This window comes from Streptomyces sp. NPDC091682 (assembly GCF_044756625.1).
GTDB lineage: Bacteria > Actinomycetota > Actinomycetes > Streptomycetales > Streptomycetaceae > Streptomyces.
Genome location: NZ_JBIVTH010000020.1, coordinates 108,031 through 124,534 on the forward strand (window position 1 = coordinate 108,031; position 16,504 = coordinate 124,534).

Sequence of the window (16,504 nt, forward strand, 5' to 3'; positions counted from 1 at the left end):
GAGTGACCGCAGTGTGACATCGCACTCCTCGCCGGGGCCCCGTACGTCTCTCGTACGGGGCCCTGTGCACGGCTTAGAGTGGCGAGCGACCGCTTTGCCGTCTGAGATCTGAGGAACACGTGCGCCGACTTGCCGGCCTGCTTGTCGTACCCCTGCTGCTGCTGACGACCGCAGCGTGTGGCGACGACGGCGGCTCTGACTCCGCCCAGATGAAGAACGGGGCTCCCGCGATCACCAAGGGTGCCGCCTTCGGGGAGACGCCCACCCTGTCGCAGGGCAAGGGTGCGCCGCCCAAGGAGCTCAAGGTGGTGACGATCAGCGAGGGCGCCGGACCGGCGCTCAAGAAGAACGACATCGCGCAGGTCCACTACCTCGGCCAGGTGTGGGACGGCAAGGAGTCGTTCGACAAGAGCTTCGGGCGGCCCGCGCCCTTCGATGTGACCATCGGTGCGGGTGCGGTCATCAAGGGCTGGGACCAGGGCCTGGAGGGCCAGAAGGTCGGCAGCCGCGTCGAGCTGGTGATCCCGCCGGAGCTCGGTTACGGGGCCCAGGGTTCGCCCCCGAAGATCAAGCCGAACGCCACGCTGGTCTTCGTCGTGGACATCGTCAAGGGCACGACCGTTCCGGCCTCGGCCACGGGCAAGGAAGTCGCCCAGGACAACAAGGACCTGCCCAAGGTCGGCACGAACGCGGACGGCAAGGAAGTCTCCGTGACCGTCCCGAAGGACACCGCGGAGCCCACCAAGCTGGTCTCGGACTACGTCCTGGAGGGTGACGGCGCGGTCGTGAAGGACACCGACAGCGTCGTGGTCAAGTTCAACGGCAAGACGTGGAAGGACGACAAGTCCTTCGAGAGCACCTACACCAGCGATCAGGCGATCACCTGGCCGCTGGGTGAGCTTTCGGTCAAGGGTCTGAAGGACGGCATCGTCGGCAAGAAGGTCGGCAGCCGCATCCTGCTGGTCATCCCGCCGGACCAGGGGTTCGGGGACAAGGAGCAGGGCACCATCCCGGCGAATTCGACGCTGGTCTTCAGCCTCGACATCCTCGCGGTGATGTAAGACTGTTCCGGTTGACCGTTTCGTACGTATGAGGAGAAGTTCCGTGAGTGACCTCCAGAAGCCCGAGATCGACTTCCCCGAGGGCGAGGCCCCCAAGGACCTCGTGATCGAGGACATCTGGCTGGGCGACGGCGCCGAGGCCAAGAAGGGCGACCGGGTCGCCGTCCACTACGTGGGCGTGGCCTTCTCCACCGGCGAGGAGTTCGACGCCTCCTGGAACCGCGGTTCCGCGCTGCAGTTCCAGCTCGGCATCGGTCAGGTCATCTCCGGCTGGGACCAGGGCGTCCAGGGCATGAAGGTCGGCGGTCGTCGCAAGCTGACGATTCCGGCGCACCTCGCCTACGGCGACCGTGGCGCGGGCGGTGCGATCGCCCCGGGCGAGACGCTGATCTTCGTCTGCGACCTGGTCAAGGTCGGCTGATCCGGTCATCCGCGATCGGTGCAGGGGCCCCCGCCGTCCGGCGGGGGCCCCTCGCTTTTTTGCCCGGGCGCGCCGGGGCGGTACGGTCATCGGTCAATGGGTCCTTCCGCAACCGGTCGTGGCCCGGTGACGGTCCGACGGACGTGTAGGCGGAGAAGGGCGGAAGGGCGTCGATGGCGATTGCCAAGGCCGAGCGGCTGATGAATCTGGCGCTGTGTCTGCTGGGGACCCGCCGGCCGCTCAGCAAGCGGGAGTTGCGCGGTTCCATCGAGGCCTACATGGAGGCCGGCAACGACGAGTCCTTCAACCGCATGTTCGAGCGGGACAAGGACGACCTGCGTGAACTCGGCCTCGTCATCGAGACGGTGGAGAACCTGGACGGCGAGACCGGTTACCTGGCCCGCCGGGACAGCAACCGGTTGCCTCCCGTCTCGCTGGACGCCGAGGAGGCCGCGGCCCTGGGGCTGGCGGCCAAGGTCTGGCAGCAGGCGCGGTTGGCGGGGGCCGCCAGCGGGGCCCTGCAGAAGCTGCGCGCGGGCGGGATGCCCGAGGTGGAGGACCCGTACGAGGGACAGCACAGCGCGATCGAGCCGCGCATCCCGGTCCACGAGGCGGCCTTCGAGCCGCTGATGCTGGCCTGCCGGGACCGCCGGCCGGTGGTCTTCGACTACCGCAAGTCCACCGCCGCCCGGCCCGAGGCCCGGCAGGTGGAGCCCTGGGCGCTGGAGTGCTGGCGCGGCCACTGGTACCTGGCCGGGTACGACCGGGACCGCGGGGCGGAGCGGGTGTTCCGGCTCTCCCGGATCACCGGCAAGGTCCGCTCCCGGGCCGCGAAGTACACCGCCGAGGTGCCGGACGTGGTGACCGTGCGGGAGACCGTGGCGAGCTGGGCCGGGGAGAGCGCGGACCGCAGCGCGCTGATCCGGCTGCGGGCCGGGGCGGGTTACCCGCTGCGGGCCAAGGCCACCGCGGTGCGCGAGGGCGGGGACGGCTGGGACGAGTTGGAGATCCCGTACGGGCACGGGTTGGACGCCTGGCTGGTGGAGTTCGGGCCCGACGTCGTCGTGGTCGGTCCGGCCGACCTGCGGGCGGACGTGGTGGACCGGCTGCGGGCCGTGGCCGGGGCCTGATCGGGGCCGATCCCGGGGCCCGCGGGCCCGGCGGCCGATCCGCGGCCGCACCGTTCGACAAGAGCGACATCCACGACGTGCCCTGAGGGGGAGACGTACCAGCATGGCTGCCAACGCCATCGACCAGACCCGCCGGATGCTGTCCCTGGTGACGTACCTGCGCGAGCGCCCCGGTGCGCACGTCGCGGACGTCGCGCGCGCCTTCGGGATCACGGAGGACGAGCTGATCTCGGACCTCGACGTGCTGCCCATGTGCGGGACGAGCTTCCGGGGCGGGGACCTGCTCGACATCGACACCGACGGGGAGCGCATCTGGTGGCGCAATCCCGACGCCTCGGGGGAGTCCACCGCCGAGCCGCTGCGGCTGGCCGCCGACGAGGCGACCGCGCTGCTGGTGGCCGCGCGCGCGGTGGCCACCCTGCCCGGGCTGCGCGAGAGCGACCGGAACGCCCTGCTGCGGGCCACGGCCAAGCTGGAGGCGGCCGCGGGCGAGGTGGCCGGGGCCAGCTCCCGGCTGTCGGTGACCTTCGAGTCCGAGGGCGGGGTCTTCGCGGACGTCGACCGGGCCATCGCGGAGCGCCGGCGGCTGTGGCTGCGCTACTACTCGCCCGCGCGGGACGAGCTCACCGAGCGCACGGTCGACCCGATCCGGCTCTTCGCGGTGGGCCACACGTACATGGAGGGCTGGTGCCACCTCTCGGAGGCCCGGCGCACCTTCCGCCTCGACCGGGTCGCGGAGATCCGGCTGCTGGACGAGCGGGCCGAGCCGCCCGCCATCGAGCCGCGGGACCTGTCCGAGGGCTTGGTCCAGCCGGCGGCCGAGGACCCGGAGGTCGTGGTCGAGGTGGGGCCGGGAGGGCGCTGGGTCGCCGAGTACTACCCGCACGACAGTGCGGAGGAGCTGGCCGGGGGCGGTCTGCGGATCACCCTGCGCAGCCCGGATCCGGCCTCGTTGCGCCGCCTCGCGCTGCGGCTGGGTCGTGAGGGCCGGATCGTCGCTCCGGCCGAGCTGGCGGACAGCGCGCGCAACGCCGCCCGGGAGGCGCTGGCGGGTTACGGGGAACAGGTCTGAGGGGGACGCGGTCGATGTCGCCAACGTCCGGGCCCGTCGCCTTCAAGGCCTCCTGTCCCGACTGCCGGGCCCGCTTCGAGCTGGACGCGGGCGCCCTGCGGCTGGCCATCGGCGGGAGCAGGCGGACCACCTTCTACTCCTTCACCTGCCCCGAATGCGGTGCCGCCGTACGCAAACCGGCCGGCGAGCGGATCGTGGAACTGCTCACCGGTGGTGGCGTGAGCACCCTGCGCAGCATCTGACCCGGCGGGTGGCCTAGGCTCGGCCCATGATGTGGCCGATGTTCGCAATTGTCCTGGGCTTCCTCGGGGTGGCCGTGCTCGCCGTGCTCGCGGTGCGGGTGTACGTGGAGGTGCGCAGGCTGGCTTCCCAGGTGGCGCAGGCCAGCCGCCGGGTCACCGACGCTTCGGCGGATCTCGAGCGGGCGGCCGTCGATCTGGCCCGGGCGGGGCACGGAGCACGTCCCTGACCCGGGGCGAACGCGTGTGACCGGGGCATGTTCAACCTGCCCAGGTGCAAGCGGGGGGACCCCGGGGGATTGCCGGGCGTTAACCCCCGGGGGTTACGATCCTCGGTAGAGCAAGTCCTAGGCGCCCCGTCCGGCGTGCTGTGAACCTCGGAGAAGAAGGAAGATACCTAATGGGCAACTTCAGGGGTTGGGAAATCCTTGTCATCGTCGGACTGATCATCCTGCTGTTCGGCGCCAAGAAGCTCCCTGACATGGCCCGCTCCCTCGGCAAGTCGGCCCGCATCCTCAAGAGCGAGGCCAAGGCCATGAAGAAGGACGGCGAGGGTGACGACGTCGCCGCCGCCGCGCCCGCGGACCAGTCCGCGCAGCAGCCCGTCGCCCCGCGTACCATCCAGGCCGCTCCGGGTGACGTCAGCAGCTCGCGTCCGGTGAGCGAGCCGAACCGCACCGCCCAGGGCTGACACCCGCCGTACACGCCAGTCATCTGCAACGAGACAAGGGACGTGGGTTGCTCAACTCTGCCCGCAAGCAGGAGAAGAAGGAACGGCAGGCCAAGGACGCCGAAGGGCGCATGCCTCTCGTCGAGCACCTGCGTGAGCTTCGTAACCGCCTGCTGAAGTCGGTCTTGGCGATCGTGGTGATCACGATCATCGCCGCGTTCTTCTACCGGGAGATCATCAACTTCCTGTTGAAGCCGATGTTGGACTCCGTCGGCTGCACGGACGGTGTGGTGACCCAGCGCAACGGCCGCCCCTGCGCCGACATGACCGTGAACGGCCTGATCTCGGCGTTCTCGATCGCCCTGAAGGTCGCGCTGATGGCCGGTGTGGTGCTGTCCGCCCCGGTCTGGCTCTACCAGCTGTGGGCGTTCGCCGCGCCCGGACTGCACAGCCACGAGAAGAAGTACGCGCGGAGCTTCGTCGCGGTCGGCGCGCCCCTCTTCCTGACCGGCGCGGTGATCGCGTACAAGATCCTCCCGCAGACCGCGACGATCATGCTCGAGTTCACCCCCGACCACGCGCGCAACCTGCTGCCGGTCGACGACTACCTCGACCTGGTCACCCGCATGGTGATCGTGTTCGGCCTGGCCTTCGAGCTGCCACTGCTGCTGATCCTGCTGAACTTCACCGGTGTGCTCACCGGCAAGCGGCTGGCGAGCTGGTGGCGGGGCATGGTCCTCGGCATCACGATCTTCGCCGCCTTCGCGACGCCCACCGGTGACCCGCCGACGATGCTCGCGCTGGCCGTGCCCATCATCGCCCTCTACTTCGCCGCCCTCGGCATCTGCCTCCTCAACGACCGCAGGCGCAGGCGCAACGACCCCGACGCGGATCTGAGCGACGACGAGGCCTCCCAGCTGGACCTCACCCCGGCGCCGATCGGTGAGCTGGAGTCCCTCCCGGCCCCCGCGGCACTGCCCGAACAGGCCGACGGCGGACGCCAGCGGATCAACGGGTACGACGACGCCACCTGACGGGCACGCCCCGGCCACCGCCGGGAGGCGTACCCGGGGGCGACCGGGGCCCGGGAACGGGCTCCGGTACATTCCCGTGGATGAGCCACGAAGTCACCCTCTTCGTCAATCCCACAGCCGGACGCGGCCGGGGCGCGCACGCCGCGCAGCCGGCCGCTTCGGCCGTCCGGGAGGCAGGTTTCTCCGTACGGACCGTCGTGGGCACCGACGCGCCGGACGCGCTGGCCCGGCTGACGGCCGCCGTCCGTGAGGGCACCGGTGCGGTGATCGCGGTGGGCGGCGACGGGATGGTCTCCCTCGCGCTCCAGGCCCTGGCGGGGACGCCGGTGCCGCTCGGGGTGGTCGCGGTGGGCACCGGGAACGACTTCGCGCGCGCGATGGGGCTGCCCGTACGGGAGCCGGCGCGGGCCGGGCGGATGGCCGCCGAAGCCGTCAAGGAGAGCCGGATCAGGGAGATCGACCTGGGCCGGGTGGGCGGCGTCGACTACGAGAAGTGGTTCGGGACCGTGCTGTGCTCCGGTTTCGACTCGCGGGTCAACGACCGGGGCAACCGGATGCGGCTGCCGGTCGGGCGGTTCAAGTACGACCTGGCGATGATCGCGGAGCTGGCCGCCTTCCGGCCGTTCCCGTACCGGATCACCCTGGACGACGGGCCGGTGATCGAGACCGAGGCCACGCTGGTGGCCGTCGGCAACGGATCCTCCTACGGCGGGGGCATGCGCATCTGCGCGGACGCGGTCCCCGACGACGGACTCTTCGACGTCACGGTGGTCGGCGACTGCAGCCGGGCCACCCTGCTCAAGGTGTTCCCGCAGGTCTACAAGGGCCGCCACCTCGACCATCCGAAGGTGACCGTCCACCGGGCCAGGAAGATCAGCCTGGAGGCGGCGGGCCTCGGCGCCTACGCGGATGGCGAGCCGCTGGGGGCGCTGCCGGTGACCGCCGAATGCGTACCCCGGGCCGTCCGGCTGCTCACTTAAATGATCGCGACTGTTGTCAGAGGTGGCGGGTAGGCTCGACAACAAGATGACCGAAGAACTCTCACCCGCCGAGCGGTACGCCGCTGCCCGGATCCGCGCCGCCGAAGAGGCCTCTGCCCTGGCCCCCTTCCGCGAGATGTACGACTTCGACCTGGACCCGTATCAGGTGGAGGCCTGCAAGGCACTGGAGGCCGGCAAAGGCGTCCTCGTCGCCGCCCCGACCGGCTCGGGAAAGACCATCGTCGGCGAGTTCGCCGTGCACCTGGCCCTCCAGCAGGGACGCAAGTGCTTCTACACGACGCCGATCAAGGCGCTGTCGAACCAGAAGTACGCCGACCTCGTCAAGCGCTACGGCGCCGACAAGGTGGGCCTGCTGACGGGCGACAACAGCGTCAACTCCGAGGCGCCGGTGGTCGTGATGACCACCGAGGTGCTCCGCAACATGCTGTACGCGGGCTCCCAGTCGCTGCTCGGCCTCGGCTACGTCGTGATGGACGAGGTCCACTACCTCTCCGACCGGTTCCGCGGGGCCGTCTGGGAGGAAGTGATCATCCACCTCCCCGAGTCGGTGACCCTGGTCTCCCTGTCGGCCACCGTGTCCAACGCCGAGGAGTTCGGCGACTGGCTGGACACCGTCCGCGGGGACACCGAGGTGATCGTCTCCGAGGAGCGGCCCGTACCGCTGTGGCAGCACGTCATGGCCGGCCGCCGGATCTACGACCTCTTCGAGGAGGAGTCCGACCACGGCGGCCGCGGCTCCGCGCGCCGCGAGGTCAATCCCGACCTGCTGCGCATGGCGCGCGAGGAGAACAGCCGCACCTACAGTCCGAAGGACCGGCGGCGCGGCAAGATGGTCCGCGAGGCCGACCGCGAGCGCGAACGACGTTCCCGCGGCCGGATCTGGACCCCGTCCCGCCCCGAGGTCATCGCCCGCCTCGACAACGACGGGCTGCTGCCCGCCATCAACTTCATCTTCAGCCGGGCCGGCTGCGAGGCCGCCGTCCAGCAGTGCCTGTACGCGGGGCTGCGGCTCAACGACGAGGCCGCGCGGCTCAAGGTCCGCGAGCTCGTCGAGGCGCGGACCGCCTCCATCCCCACCGAGGACCTGCACGTCCTGGGGTACTACGAGTGGCTCGAAGGGCTGGAGCGGGGCATCGCCGCGCATCACGCGGGCATGCTGCCCACCTTCAAGGAGGTCGTGGAGGAGCTCTTCGTACGCGGCCTGGTGAAGGCCGTCTTCGCCACGGAGACCCTGGCGCTCGGCATCAACATGCCCGCGCGCACGGTGATCCTGGAGAAGCTGGTCAAGTGGAACGGCGAGCAGCACGCCGACATCACCCCCGGCGAGTACACCCAGCTGACCGGCCGGGCCGGGCGGCGCGGCATCGACGTCGAGGGCCACGCGGTGGTGCTCTGGCAGCGCGGCATGGACCCGGCGGGGCTCGCCGGGCTCGCGGGTACCCGTACGTATCCGCTGCGTTCCAGCTTCAAGCCGTCCTACAACATGGCCGTGAACCTGGTCAGCCAGTTCGGGCGGCACCGCTCGCGCGAGCTCCTGGAGACCTCCTTCGCGCAGTTCCAGGCCGACCGCTCGGTCGTCGGGATCTCCCGGCAGGTCCAGCGCAACGAGGAGGGCCTGGAGGGTTACCAGGAGGGCATGACCTGCCACTTGGGGAACTTCGAGGAGTACGCGCAGCTGCGCCGAGACCTCAAGGACCGCGAGACGGACCTGGCCAAGCAGGGCGCGGCGCAGCGCCGGGTGCAGGCGGCCAGTTCGCTGGAGAAGCTCAAGCCGGGCGACATCATCCACGTGCCGACGGGCAAGTTCGCCGGGCTCGCGCTGGTCCTGGACCCGGGCGTGCCGGCCGGGCGGGTCCACGGCAGCCGCGGCTACGAGTACGCGGAGGGCCCGCGTCCGCTGGTGCTGACCGCCGAGCGGCAGGTCAAGCGGCTCGCCGCGATCGACTTCCCGGTCCCGGTCGAGGCGTTGGACCGGATGCGGATCCCCAAGACCTTCAACGCGCGCTCGCCGCAGTCCCGTCGGGACCTGGCGTCCCAGCTGCGTTCCAAGGCCGGGCACATCACGCCGGAGCGGCGCTCCCGCGGCCGGGCCGCGGCCGCCGACGACCGTGAGATCGCCCGGCTGCGGTCCGAGCTGCGGGCGCACCCGTGCCACGGGTGCGACGAGCGCGAGGACCACGCGCGCTGGGCGGAGCGCTACCACCGGCTCAAGCGGGACACCCAGCAGCTGGAGCGGCGGATCGAGGGCCGGACGAACACCATCGCCCGCACCTTCGACCGGATCCACGCGCTGCTGACCGAGCTGGACTACCTGCGCGAGGACGAGGTCACCGTGCACGGCAAGCGGCTCGCCCGGCTGTACGGGGAGCTGGACCTGCTGGCCTCCGAATGCCTGCGTGCCAGGGTGTGGGAGGGACTGAGCCCGGCCGAACTGGCCGCCTGCGTTTCGGCATTGGTCTTCGAGGCGCGGCAGTCCGACGACGCGGTCGCCCCGAAGGTGCCCGGCGGCGCGGCGAAGGAGGCGCTCGGCGAGATGGTCCGGATCTGGGGCCGCCTCGACGCGCTGGAGGAGGAGCACCGCATCAACCAGGCGGAGGGCGTGGGTCAGCGCGAGCCCGACCTCGGCTTCGCTTGGGCGGCGTACCAGTGGGCCTCCGACAAGAGCCTGGACGAGGTACTGCGCGAGGCGGAGATGCCGGCCGGTGACTTCGTGCGTTGGTGCAAGCAGGTCATCGACGTGCTCGGGCAGGTCGCGGCGGCGGCTCCGGCGGCCTCCGGTGACAGCGGGAGCACGGTGGCGCGAAATGCCCGCAAGGCCGTCGACGCGTTGCTTCGGGGTGTAGTGGCCTACAGCTCGGTCGGATAGGCGGTTTTGGGGCTTCCTCCGAGCGTGGGGATGGCCTGATCTGTTCTCTTGCCATGATCGAATCGGATTGCTCTGTGCGACGATCGATTCCATGAGCGGGGGAGCGGACGAGGGTCCGAGACGGGTCGGTCGGCCACGTGCCGACCGGCTGAGACCGGAGAGCGGCCGGCCGCCGCGCGAGGAACTCCTCTGCGCGGCGGCCGAGTTGTTCACCGTCCAGGGATATGCGGCGACCACCACGCGGGCCGTCGCCGAACGGGCCGGGATGCGCCAGGCCACGATGTACCACTACTTCGGGGGCAAGCAGGAACTCCTCGCCGAACTTCTGGAGTCCACGGTCGCGCCCTCGCTGGTGCTGGCCCGGCAGCTGCTCGCGGACGAAGGGAGGTCCGCCGCGCGGCGGTTGTGGGAGCTGTGCCGCTCCGACGTGCTGCTGCTGTGCGGCGGGCCGTATGACCTGGGGGCGCTGTACCTGCTGCCCGAGCTGGGCGCGTCGCGCCTCGCGCGGTTCCGTCGGATGCGCGGGGAACTCAAGGACGCCTACCGGGTGTTGCTCGCCGGGACCCGCGTCGGCGCCGAACTGGCCGGGAACGAGGCGGGACTGACGCTACGGGGCGACCTGGTCTTCGGGCTCATCGAGGGCGTCATGCTGATCCACCGCACGGATCCGCAGCGGCCGGTGACGGTCTTCGCGGAGGCCACCGCGGACGCGGCGCTGCGGATCGCGGGCGTCGCCCCGCCCGGCGAATGGCGGCCGGCGGCCGGCGGCTAGCCGCCGGTCCCGGCCTCCCAGCCCGCGCGGTCGTCCCAGGCCTGGAGGGTGCGGCCGCTCTCGAAGCGGTGCACGCGCGCGGTCACCGGGTCGGTGAACGCCAGTACCCGGGCCAGGAGTTGCAGCGGCCTGCGGTAGTCGTCCGGGGCCGGATCCGTGACCTGCGGATACACCGGGTCGCCGAGGATGGGCAGGCCCAGGCCGTTCATGTGGACCCGCAGCTGGTGGGTGCGGCCCGTGCGCGGGGTCAGCCGGTAGCGGGCCAGCCCCTCCCGGGCCTCGACGCATTCGACCAGGCTCTCGGCATTGGGCTCGCCCCCGGGCACCTCGACCGCCGCGATGACCCCGCGGGTCTTCTCGATCCGGCTGCGGACCGTGCGCGGGAGGGTGCCGGCGCGTTCCGGGTCGTACGGTGCGAGGGCCTCGTACTCCTTGTGCACCTCGCGCCGCTGGAAGAGGAGCTGGTAGGCGCCGCGGTCCTCGGGCCGGACGCTGAACATCACCAGTCCCGCCGTCAGCCGGTCCAGCCGGTGCGCGGGGCTGAGGCCGGGCAGCTCCAGCTCCTCGCGGAGCCGGGCCAGGGCGGTCTCGGTGATGTGGGAGCCGCGCGGGGTGGTGGCCAGGAAGTGCGGTTTGTCCACGACCAGCAGGTGCGCGTCCCGGTGGACGACGGAGATCGGGAAGGGCACCCGCGGCTCCGGCTCCACGTCCCGGTGGAACCACAGGTAGGCGCCCGGCTCGTACGGGTCCTCCGCGCGCAGGACCCGTCCGTCGGGACCGAGCACGCGGCCCGCGGCCAGCAGGCGCGCGACCGAGTCGGCGCCGCGGGTGCCGGCGTAGCGCGCCGCCAGGTAGTCGCCGAGATCCGGCCAGGTCCCGTCCGGGTCGGGCGGGAGCCGCAGCCGGACCGGGTCGATGCCGGCGCGCTGGGGGAGGGGCGAGGGGGGTGGCTGGGCTCTGCGTCTCATCGGGGAACAGGCTATGCGGCTACTGCCGGGTGAAGGTGCCCAGGTGGTCGGCGTCGAGGTATTCGATGCGCAGGGTGCCGTCGGCGAAGACCACCCCGGTGCGGCCGACCGCGTTCTCGCCCGCGGTCACGAAGCTGAAGGTGTCCCCGTCGTAGTGGGTCAGCGGGAAGCGCAGGGGCTCGGGGCCGAGGGCGAGGGTGAGCGCGCCGTCGGCGTCGGCGGACACGGTGGCCCTGCCGTAGTAGGGGTTGTCGTAGGTTCCGGTGTACGCGGCGCTGTCCCGGGCCGGCTGCGCTCCGGCGGGCGGGTGGGCGTAGTCGGTCTTCGATCCGTTCGGGGGTTCGAGGGCCGTCGCGTAGGCGGAGGCGGCGAGGGCGAGCCAGTCGGTGGAGACCTTGCCGTGCTCGGCGTAGTCGAAGAAGTCCAGGGCCACGGCGTCGGGCAGGCCGACCGGGGCGCCGTTGGTCAGGACGACGATGCCGAGCCGCTCCAGCGGGAGCATGGTGACGTTGGTGTTGGCGCCGAGGTCGAAGGCGCCGGAGTGGCTCAGGCGCGTGCGGCCGGCGCCGTCGTAGCTGACGTTCCAGCCGAGGCCGTAGAAGCTGGTGGTGCCGACGGCGTTGGTCGGCTGCGACACGATCTCGGGCACGTGGGTCCGGGCGAGGGCGTCGGCGGGAATGATCCGCTTCCCGTCGAGGGTGCCGCCGGCCAACTGCAACCGCAGCCAGCGGGCCATGTCGGTGGCGGTGGAGCTGACGCCGCCGGCCGGGGCCTGGGCGTCCGGGTCGCGGACATGGCGCGGGCTCCAGGTGCCGTCAGCGTTCTTGACGTGGGTGGAGGCGCGGTCGGGAGAGTTGATGAAGGCGGAGAACTCGGTGCTGGTACGGGTCATGCCGGCGGGCTTGAAGAGGGTGTCGGCGCTGAGCTTCTGCCAACTGGTGCCCTTGGCGCGGGCAACGGCCTCGGCGGCCGCGGTGAACCCGAAGTTGGTGTACGCGTAGCTCGCCCGGAACGGGCCGAGGGGCTCCAGGCGCAGGTGGTCCAGGATGTACGCCCGGTCGTATCCGAGGTCTTCGAGGAGGTCGCCGGCGTGGTCGGGGAGGCCGCTGCGGTGGGAGAACAGGTCGGCGGTGGTGACGTGGTCGGTCACCCAGGGGTCCTTCAGGGAGAACCCGGGCAAGGCGGTGCGGTCGTCCCACCCCCGGGGGTCGGTGAGGGTGCCGGCCACGACCGTGGAGGAGACGGGCTTGGACAGCGAGGCGATCTGGAAGACGGTGTCGGGGCCGACCTTCGCGCTCTCGCCGGTCCTGCGCAGCCCGTAGCCCTTGATGTGGACCACCTCGTCGTCGTGGACCACGGCCACGGACACGCCGGGGACCCCGGTGCGGCGCATCATGTCCTCGACGGTGCGGTCGAGGCGGGCGACGGCCTTGTCGACGGCGGCGTCCGTGATCTGGGGCTTCGGGGCGGGGGGCGGGGTGGGCGCGGCGATGGCCGTGCCCGTCACGCCGGCCGCCGCGGTCAGGAGGGCCGCGGCCCCGGCTGCCCCGAGGGCGGGGAGCGTACGCATGGGGTCATTGTCCTGCCGGGGGAGGCGGAGCGCCCGTTGCCGTCCGGCGGTGGGCGCGTGCGGCGCCGTTGCCGGGAGCGCTGCCCCCGGACCCCCGTGCCTCAAACGCCGGCGGGGCTGAAAAGACCGGGGCTCAGCGCCTCGAACGCCGGCGGGGATGTGCCCGCCGGCGTGGGGAAACCTTTAGGCAGCGGCGCGGTGTTCCTGTTCGGCCTCGACCGAGGCGTTCCAGTCGCGCTTGATCGCGCGCCAGCCCTCGTCCGTCTCGCCCAGGCGCCAGTAGCCCGAGATCGACAGGCGCTCGCGCGGGACGCCGCGCTCCATGCGCAGGTGGCGGCGCAGCTCCTTGACGAAGCCGGCCTCGCCGTGGACGAAGGCGTGGACGTCCGTGCTCGGGAACTCCATGGCCATGACGGCCTCCACGAGGGCCTCGCCCACCGGGCGGTCGCCGCGGTGCAGCCAGACCGGGACGACGCCGTCCGGGGTGGCGAGCTTCAGCTCGTCGGCCGGGCCGTCGATCTCGACGATGGCGTGGACCCGCGCGCCCGCCGGCATCCGCTCCATCGCGGCGGCGATCGCCGGCAGGGCGCTCTCGTCGCCCACCAGGAGGTGCCAACCGGCCACCGGGTCCGGGGCGTAGGCGCCGCCCGGGCCGAGGAAGCGTACGACCTCGCCCGGCTGGACCCGCGCCGCCCAGGGGCCGGCCAGGCCCTCGTCGCCGTGGACCACGAAGTCGAGGGTCAGCTCCAGGTGCGCGGGGTCCCAGTTCCGTACGGTGTACGCGCGCTGGCGCGGCCACTGTGCCCGGGGAAAGTCGGCGCGGATGCGTTCAAGGTCCCACGGAGCGGGGTAGGTCACGCCCGTCGGCGCGAACAGCAGCTTGACGTAATGGTCGGTGTACTCGCCCACGCCGAACTCCCGGAGGCCCTCACCGCCCAGCACGAGCCGCACCATGTGCGGCGACAACCGCTCGGTGCGTACGACGACGGCGGTGCCGACGGTGCGGGCGCGTCCTTCTGCCACGGTGACTCCCCTGACTCCACGAAACTTAGCCTTACCTAAGTTATCACCTCAGGGGCGCAGCACGCTGCTCAAGCGAGCGACTGCACCCCCCAGACCCCACCGATGGGCTAGCGCAGCCACCAGTTCGGGTTGTGCCGGGGCCGTCGGAAGGGCCGGGTCGAACGCCGGGAGCGGCACGTCCGAGGCCACCTGGACCACCTTGGGGGCCACCGCCAGATAGGGCCGGGACTCGTCCAGCCGCTTGCGCTGGGTCGGGGTCAGCTTCGACTTCGGGTCGTCGACCGCGGCGATGATCCCGGCCAGGGTGCCGTAGGCGTCCAGGAGTTTGGCGGCCGTCTTCTCGCCGATGCCGAGGACGCCCGGCAGGCCGTCGCTCGGGTCCCCGCGCAGCAGCGCCAGATCCGCGTAACCGGGGCCGTCCACCCCGTACTTCTCGCGGAGCCACGCCTCGTCGGTCACCTGCAGGGTGCCCACGCCCTTGAGCGGGTACAGCACCCGCCGCTGCCGGGCGTCGTCCACCAGCTGGTACAGGTCCCGGTCGCCGGTGACGATGTCCACCGGGCCGCTCGCGCGGGCGGTGAGCGTACCGATCACGTCGTCCGCCTCGTACCCGGCGACCCCGACCCGGGCGATGCCGAAGGCGTCCAGCGCCGCTTCGATGATCGGCACCTGCGGGGCGAGGGTGTCCGGGGTCTCCTCCACGTCGGGGCCGGTCTCGGTCTCCTCGGCCACCCGGTGCGCCTTGTAGGAGGGGATCAGCTCCACCCGCCAGTGCGGCCGCCAGTCGGCGTCCATGCACGCCACCAGATCGTCCGGCCGGTGGTCCTGGACGAGCCGGCCGATGAAGTCGAGCAGCCCGCGCACGGCGTTGACCGGGGTGCCGTCGGGGGCCTTCACCGAGTCCGGCACACCGAAGTAGGCGCGGTAGTAGAGGGAGGCGGTGTCCAGGAGCATCAGGCGTCGTGTCGTCACGGAGTCGATGATGCCGCAACGCCCCCCGGCGGAGGGCCCGGCCGTCCGGACGCCACGTGCCACGACGGACAGTGAGCGCACGGGTACGGGAAGAGCCGTGCACGCGAAACCGGAGGCGGTTGCTGCGTAAGGTGCTTACAGCACACCGATGTGCGACAGACATGGGGAGGGCAGCCCCGACATGAACGACAGGGACGGCACCGACGGCATTGATGGCATGGACAGCAAGCTGAACGACAGGGACGACAAGAGCAAGGACAAGGACGGCAAGGAGCCGCTCCGAGTGGGCGTGGCCGTGCGCAAGCGGCGCCGCGCGCTCCACCTCACGCTGGCCGCGGTCTCGGCGCGCAGCGGCCTGTCGGTGCCCTTCCTGAGTCAGATAGAGAACGAGCGGGCCCGGCCCAGCATGCGCTCCCTGGAGCGGGTCGCGGACGCGCTGGAGACCACGGCCGTGGAACTGCTGGCCGCCTCCGACACCGCGCGCACGGTGGACCTCGTACGGGCGGGTGACGCCCCCGGGCTCACCCCGGTCCCGGGCGTACGTCCCCTGGTGCGCGGCCACCACCAGCTGCACGCGATGGAGTTCACCGGGGACCAGGACGCCGGACGCGAGTACCAGCACCGCAACGACGAACTGATGTACGTGGTCGAGGGTGCCTGCCAGGTTGAAGCGGAGGGGCGGGCGTACCGGCTGGAGAGCGGGGACGCGCTGTTCCTGTCCGGCGGCGTGCGCCACCGCTGGCGGGCGGTCACCGAGGAGACCCGGATCCTGGTCGTCGCGGTGGGCGAGCACATCCACGCGACCTCCGAGCCCCCGTCTCCGGGACACTGAACGACGTGCGGCGGATCGTCTCGCTGGTGCCCTCGCTGACCGAGGCGGTGGCCGTGAGCGCGCCGGGGCTGCTGGTCGGGGTGACCGATTGGTGCACGCACCCCGGGGACCTCGGCGACGCGGTGCGGATCGGGGGGACGAAGAACCCGGACGTGCGGCGGATCGTGGAGCTCCGGCCGGACCTGGTGATCGCCAACGAGGAGGAGAACCGGGCCCCCGACCTGGCGGCGCTGCGCGCGGCCGGGGTGGAGGTGCTGGTCACCGAGGTCCGGACGCTGCCGCAGGCGCTGCGGGAGCTGGACCGGGTGTTGGTGGGGGCGCTGGGACTGGCGAGGCCGGGCTGGCTGACGGACGCGGAGCGGGCGTGGGCCCGGGTGGAGCCGCCGGCGCCGCCGCTCGCGAAGGTCACCGCGTTCGTGCCGATCTGGCGGCGGCCGTGGATGGTGCTGGGCCGGGACACCTTCGCCGGGGACCTGCTGGCGCGGCTCGGGGTCCGCAACGTCTACGCCGGACACCCCGAGCGGTATCCCCGGGTGCCGGTGGAGGAACTCGCTGCGGCCGCCTGCGACCTGGTGGTCCTGCCGGACGAGCCGTACCGCTTCACGCGCGAGGACGGCCCGGAGGCCTTCCCGGGCCTGCCGGCGGCTCTGGTCGACGGCCGGCACCTGACCTGGTACGGGCCATCGCTGGCCGCCGCGCCGGCGGTGCTGTCCGAGCAGCTGCGCGCCGCGCGCTGATCGGCGGTCCGCTCCGGCTGTGGCTGGTCGGGGGTGTTGGGGCTTGGCCCCGTCTCCTGCGCCTCAAGCGCCGGCGGGGCTGGGTGGTGTGGGGCGGTGCGGGGTTGCTGCGCGGTGCTTGGCTGTGGCTGGTCGG

Annotated in this window: 17 protein-coding genes; 13 read left to right on the forward strand and 4 right to left on the reverse strand. The window is 71.8% G+C overall.

What is annotated here, in order from left to right; genetic code table 11:
* The first annotated feature begins 119 nt into the window (after positions 1 to 119).
* From ACIQK6_RS34235 to ACIQK6_RS34285, 11 genes are all read left to right on the forward strand, one after another.
* Positions 120 to 1,061, forward strand: a complete 942-nt coding sequence (locus ACIQK6_RS34235; protein ID WP_329103788.1) for an FKBP-type peptidyl-prolyl cis-trans isomerase — start codon at positions 120 to 122, stop codon at positions 1,059 to 1,061.
* 28 nt (positions 1,062 to 1,089) lie between these two features.
* Complete coding sequence (locus ACIQK6_RS34240) at positions 1,090 to 1,482, forward strand: FKBP-type peptidyl-prolyl cis-trans isomerase (protein ID WP_329103790.1); 393 nt, start codon at positions 1,090 to 1,092, stop codon at positions 1,480 to 1,482.
* Positions 1,483 to 1,655: 173 nt separating this feature from the next.
* Positions 1,656 to 2,612 (forward strand): WYL domain-containing protein, encoded by a 957-nt coding sequence (locus ACIQK6_RS34245; protein WP_329103792.1) that lies wholly within the window; start codon positions 1,656 to 1,658, stop codon positions 2,610 to 2,612.
* A 103-nt stretch (positions 2,613 to 2,715) separates the two neighbouring features.
* A complete protein-coding gene (locus tag ACIQK6_RS34250; RefSeq protein WP_329103794.1) occupies positions 2,716 to 3,684 on the forward strand; it encodes a WYL domain-containing protein in 969 nt (322 codons plus the stop codon).
* Between the two features lie 14 nt (positions 3,685 to 3,698).
* Positions 3,699 to 3,926: a hypothetical protein gene (locus ACIQK6_RS34255; protein ID WP_030011077.1), complete on the forward strand. Its 228-nt coding sequence runs from the start codon at positions 3,699 to 3,701 to the stop codon at positions 3,924 to 3,926.
* A gap of 26 nt (positions 3,927 to 3,952) precedes the next feature.
* Positions 3,953 to 4,153 (forward strand): hypothetical protein, encoded by a 201-nt coding sequence (locus tag ACIQK6_RS34260; protein ID WP_329103796.1) that lies wholly within the window; start codon positions 3,953 to 3,955, stop codon positions 4,151 to 4,153.
* 170 nt (positions 4,154 to 4,323) lie between these two features.
* Entirely contained in the window at positions 4,324 to 4,614 is a 291-nt protein-coding gene (gene tatA / locus ACIQK6_RS34265) for a Sec-independent protein translocase subunit TatA (RefSeq protein WP_266598430.1), read from the forward strand.
* 47 nt (positions 4,615 to 4,661) lie between these two features.
* On the forward strand, positions 4,662 to 5,627 hold the full coding sequence (tatC, locus tag ACIQK6_RS34270) for a twin-arginine translocase subunit TatC (RefSeq protein ID WP_329103798.1): 966 nt from the start codon (positions 4,662 to 4,664) through the stop codon (positions 5,625 to 5,627).
* Positions 5,628 to 5,707: 80 nt separating this feature from the next.
* Complete coding sequence (locus ACIQK6_RS34275; RefSeq protein ID WP_329103800.1) at positions 5,708 to 6,607, forward strand: diacylglycerol kinase; 900 nt, start codon at positions 5,708 to 5,710, stop codon at positions 6,605 to 6,607.
* A 46-nt stretch (positions 6,608 to 6,653) separates the two neighbouring features.
* The gene (locus tag ACIQK6_RS34280) at positions 6,654 to 9,494 is read left to right on the forward strand and encodes a DEAD/DEAH box helicase (RefSeq protein ID WP_329103802.1); all 2,841 of its coding nucleotides are present in this window, start codon (positions 6,654 to 6,656) and stop codon (positions 9,492 to 9,494) included.
* A gap of 91 nt (positions 9,495 to 9,585) precedes the next feature.
* Positions 9,586 to 10,266 carry a TetR/AcrR family transcriptional regulator gene (locus ACIQK6_RS34285; protein ID WP_329103804.1) on the forward strand — a complete coding sequence of 227 codons (681 nt, stop codon included), beginning with the start codon at positions 9,586 to 9,588 and terminating at the stop codon, positions 10,264 to 10,266.
* On the opposite strand, the gene ACIQK6_RS34290 is transcribed toward ACIQK6_RS34285, so the two are convergent.
* The 4 genes from ACIQK6_RS34290 to ACIQK6_RS34305 all read right to left on the reverse strand — a co-directional run bounded on the left by ACIQK6_RS34290 (position 10,263) and on the right by ACIQK6_RS34305 (position 14,781).
* On the reverse strand, positions 10,263 to 11,234 hold the full coding sequence (locus ACIQK6_RS34290; protein WP_329103806.1) for an RluA family pseudouridine synthase: 972 nt from the start codon (positions 11,232 to 11,234) through the stop codon (positions 10,263 to 10,265). The two genes, ACIQK6_RS34285 and ACIQK6_RS34290, sit on opposite strands and share 4 nt — an antisense overlap.
* A gap of 19 nt (positions 11,235 to 11,253) precedes the next feature.
* Positions 11,254 to 12,804, reverse strand: coding sequence for a serine hydrolase (locus tag ACIQK6_RS34295; RefSeq protein WP_329103808.1), 1,551 nt, complete (start codon positions 12,802 to 12,804; stop codon positions 11,254 to 11,256).
* 183 nt (positions 12,805 to 12,987) lie between these two features.
* Positions 12,988 to 13,827 carry a siderophore-interacting protein gene (locus ACIQK6_RS34300; protein ID WP_329103810.1) on the reverse strand — a complete coding sequence of 280 codons (840 nt, stop codon included), beginning with the start codon at positions 13,825 to 13,827 and terminating at the stop codon, positions 12,988 to 12,990.
* Between the two features lie 48 nt (positions 13,828 to 13,875).
* Entirely contained in the window at positions 13,876 to 14,781 is a 906-nt protein-coding gene (locus ACIQK6_RS34305) for a 5'-3' exonuclease H3TH domain-containing protein (protein ID WP_402696503.1), read from the reverse strand.
* A 235-nt stretch (positions 14,782 to 15,016) separates the two neighbouring features.
* Between ACIQK6_RS34305 and ACIQK6_RS34310 the strand changes: the two genes are divergently transcribed.
* Both ACIQK6_RS34310 and ACIQK6_RS34315 read left to right on the forward strand, forming a co-directional pair.
* Positions 15,017 to 15,631, forward strand: a complete 615-nt coding sequence (locus ACIQK6_RS34310) for an XRE family transcriptional regulator (RefSeq protein ID WP_329108099.1) — start codon at positions 15,017 to 15,019, stop codon at positions 15,629 to 15,631.
* A gap of 5 nt (positions 15,632 to 15,636) precedes the next feature.
* Complete coding sequence (locus ACIQK6_RS34315; RefSeq protein WP_402696495.1) at positions 15,637 to 16,368, forward strand: helical backbone metal receptor; 732 nt, start codon at positions 15,637 to 15,639, stop codon at positions 16,366 to 16,368.
* The last annotated feature ends 136 nt before the right edge of the window (positions 16,369 to 16,504 follow it).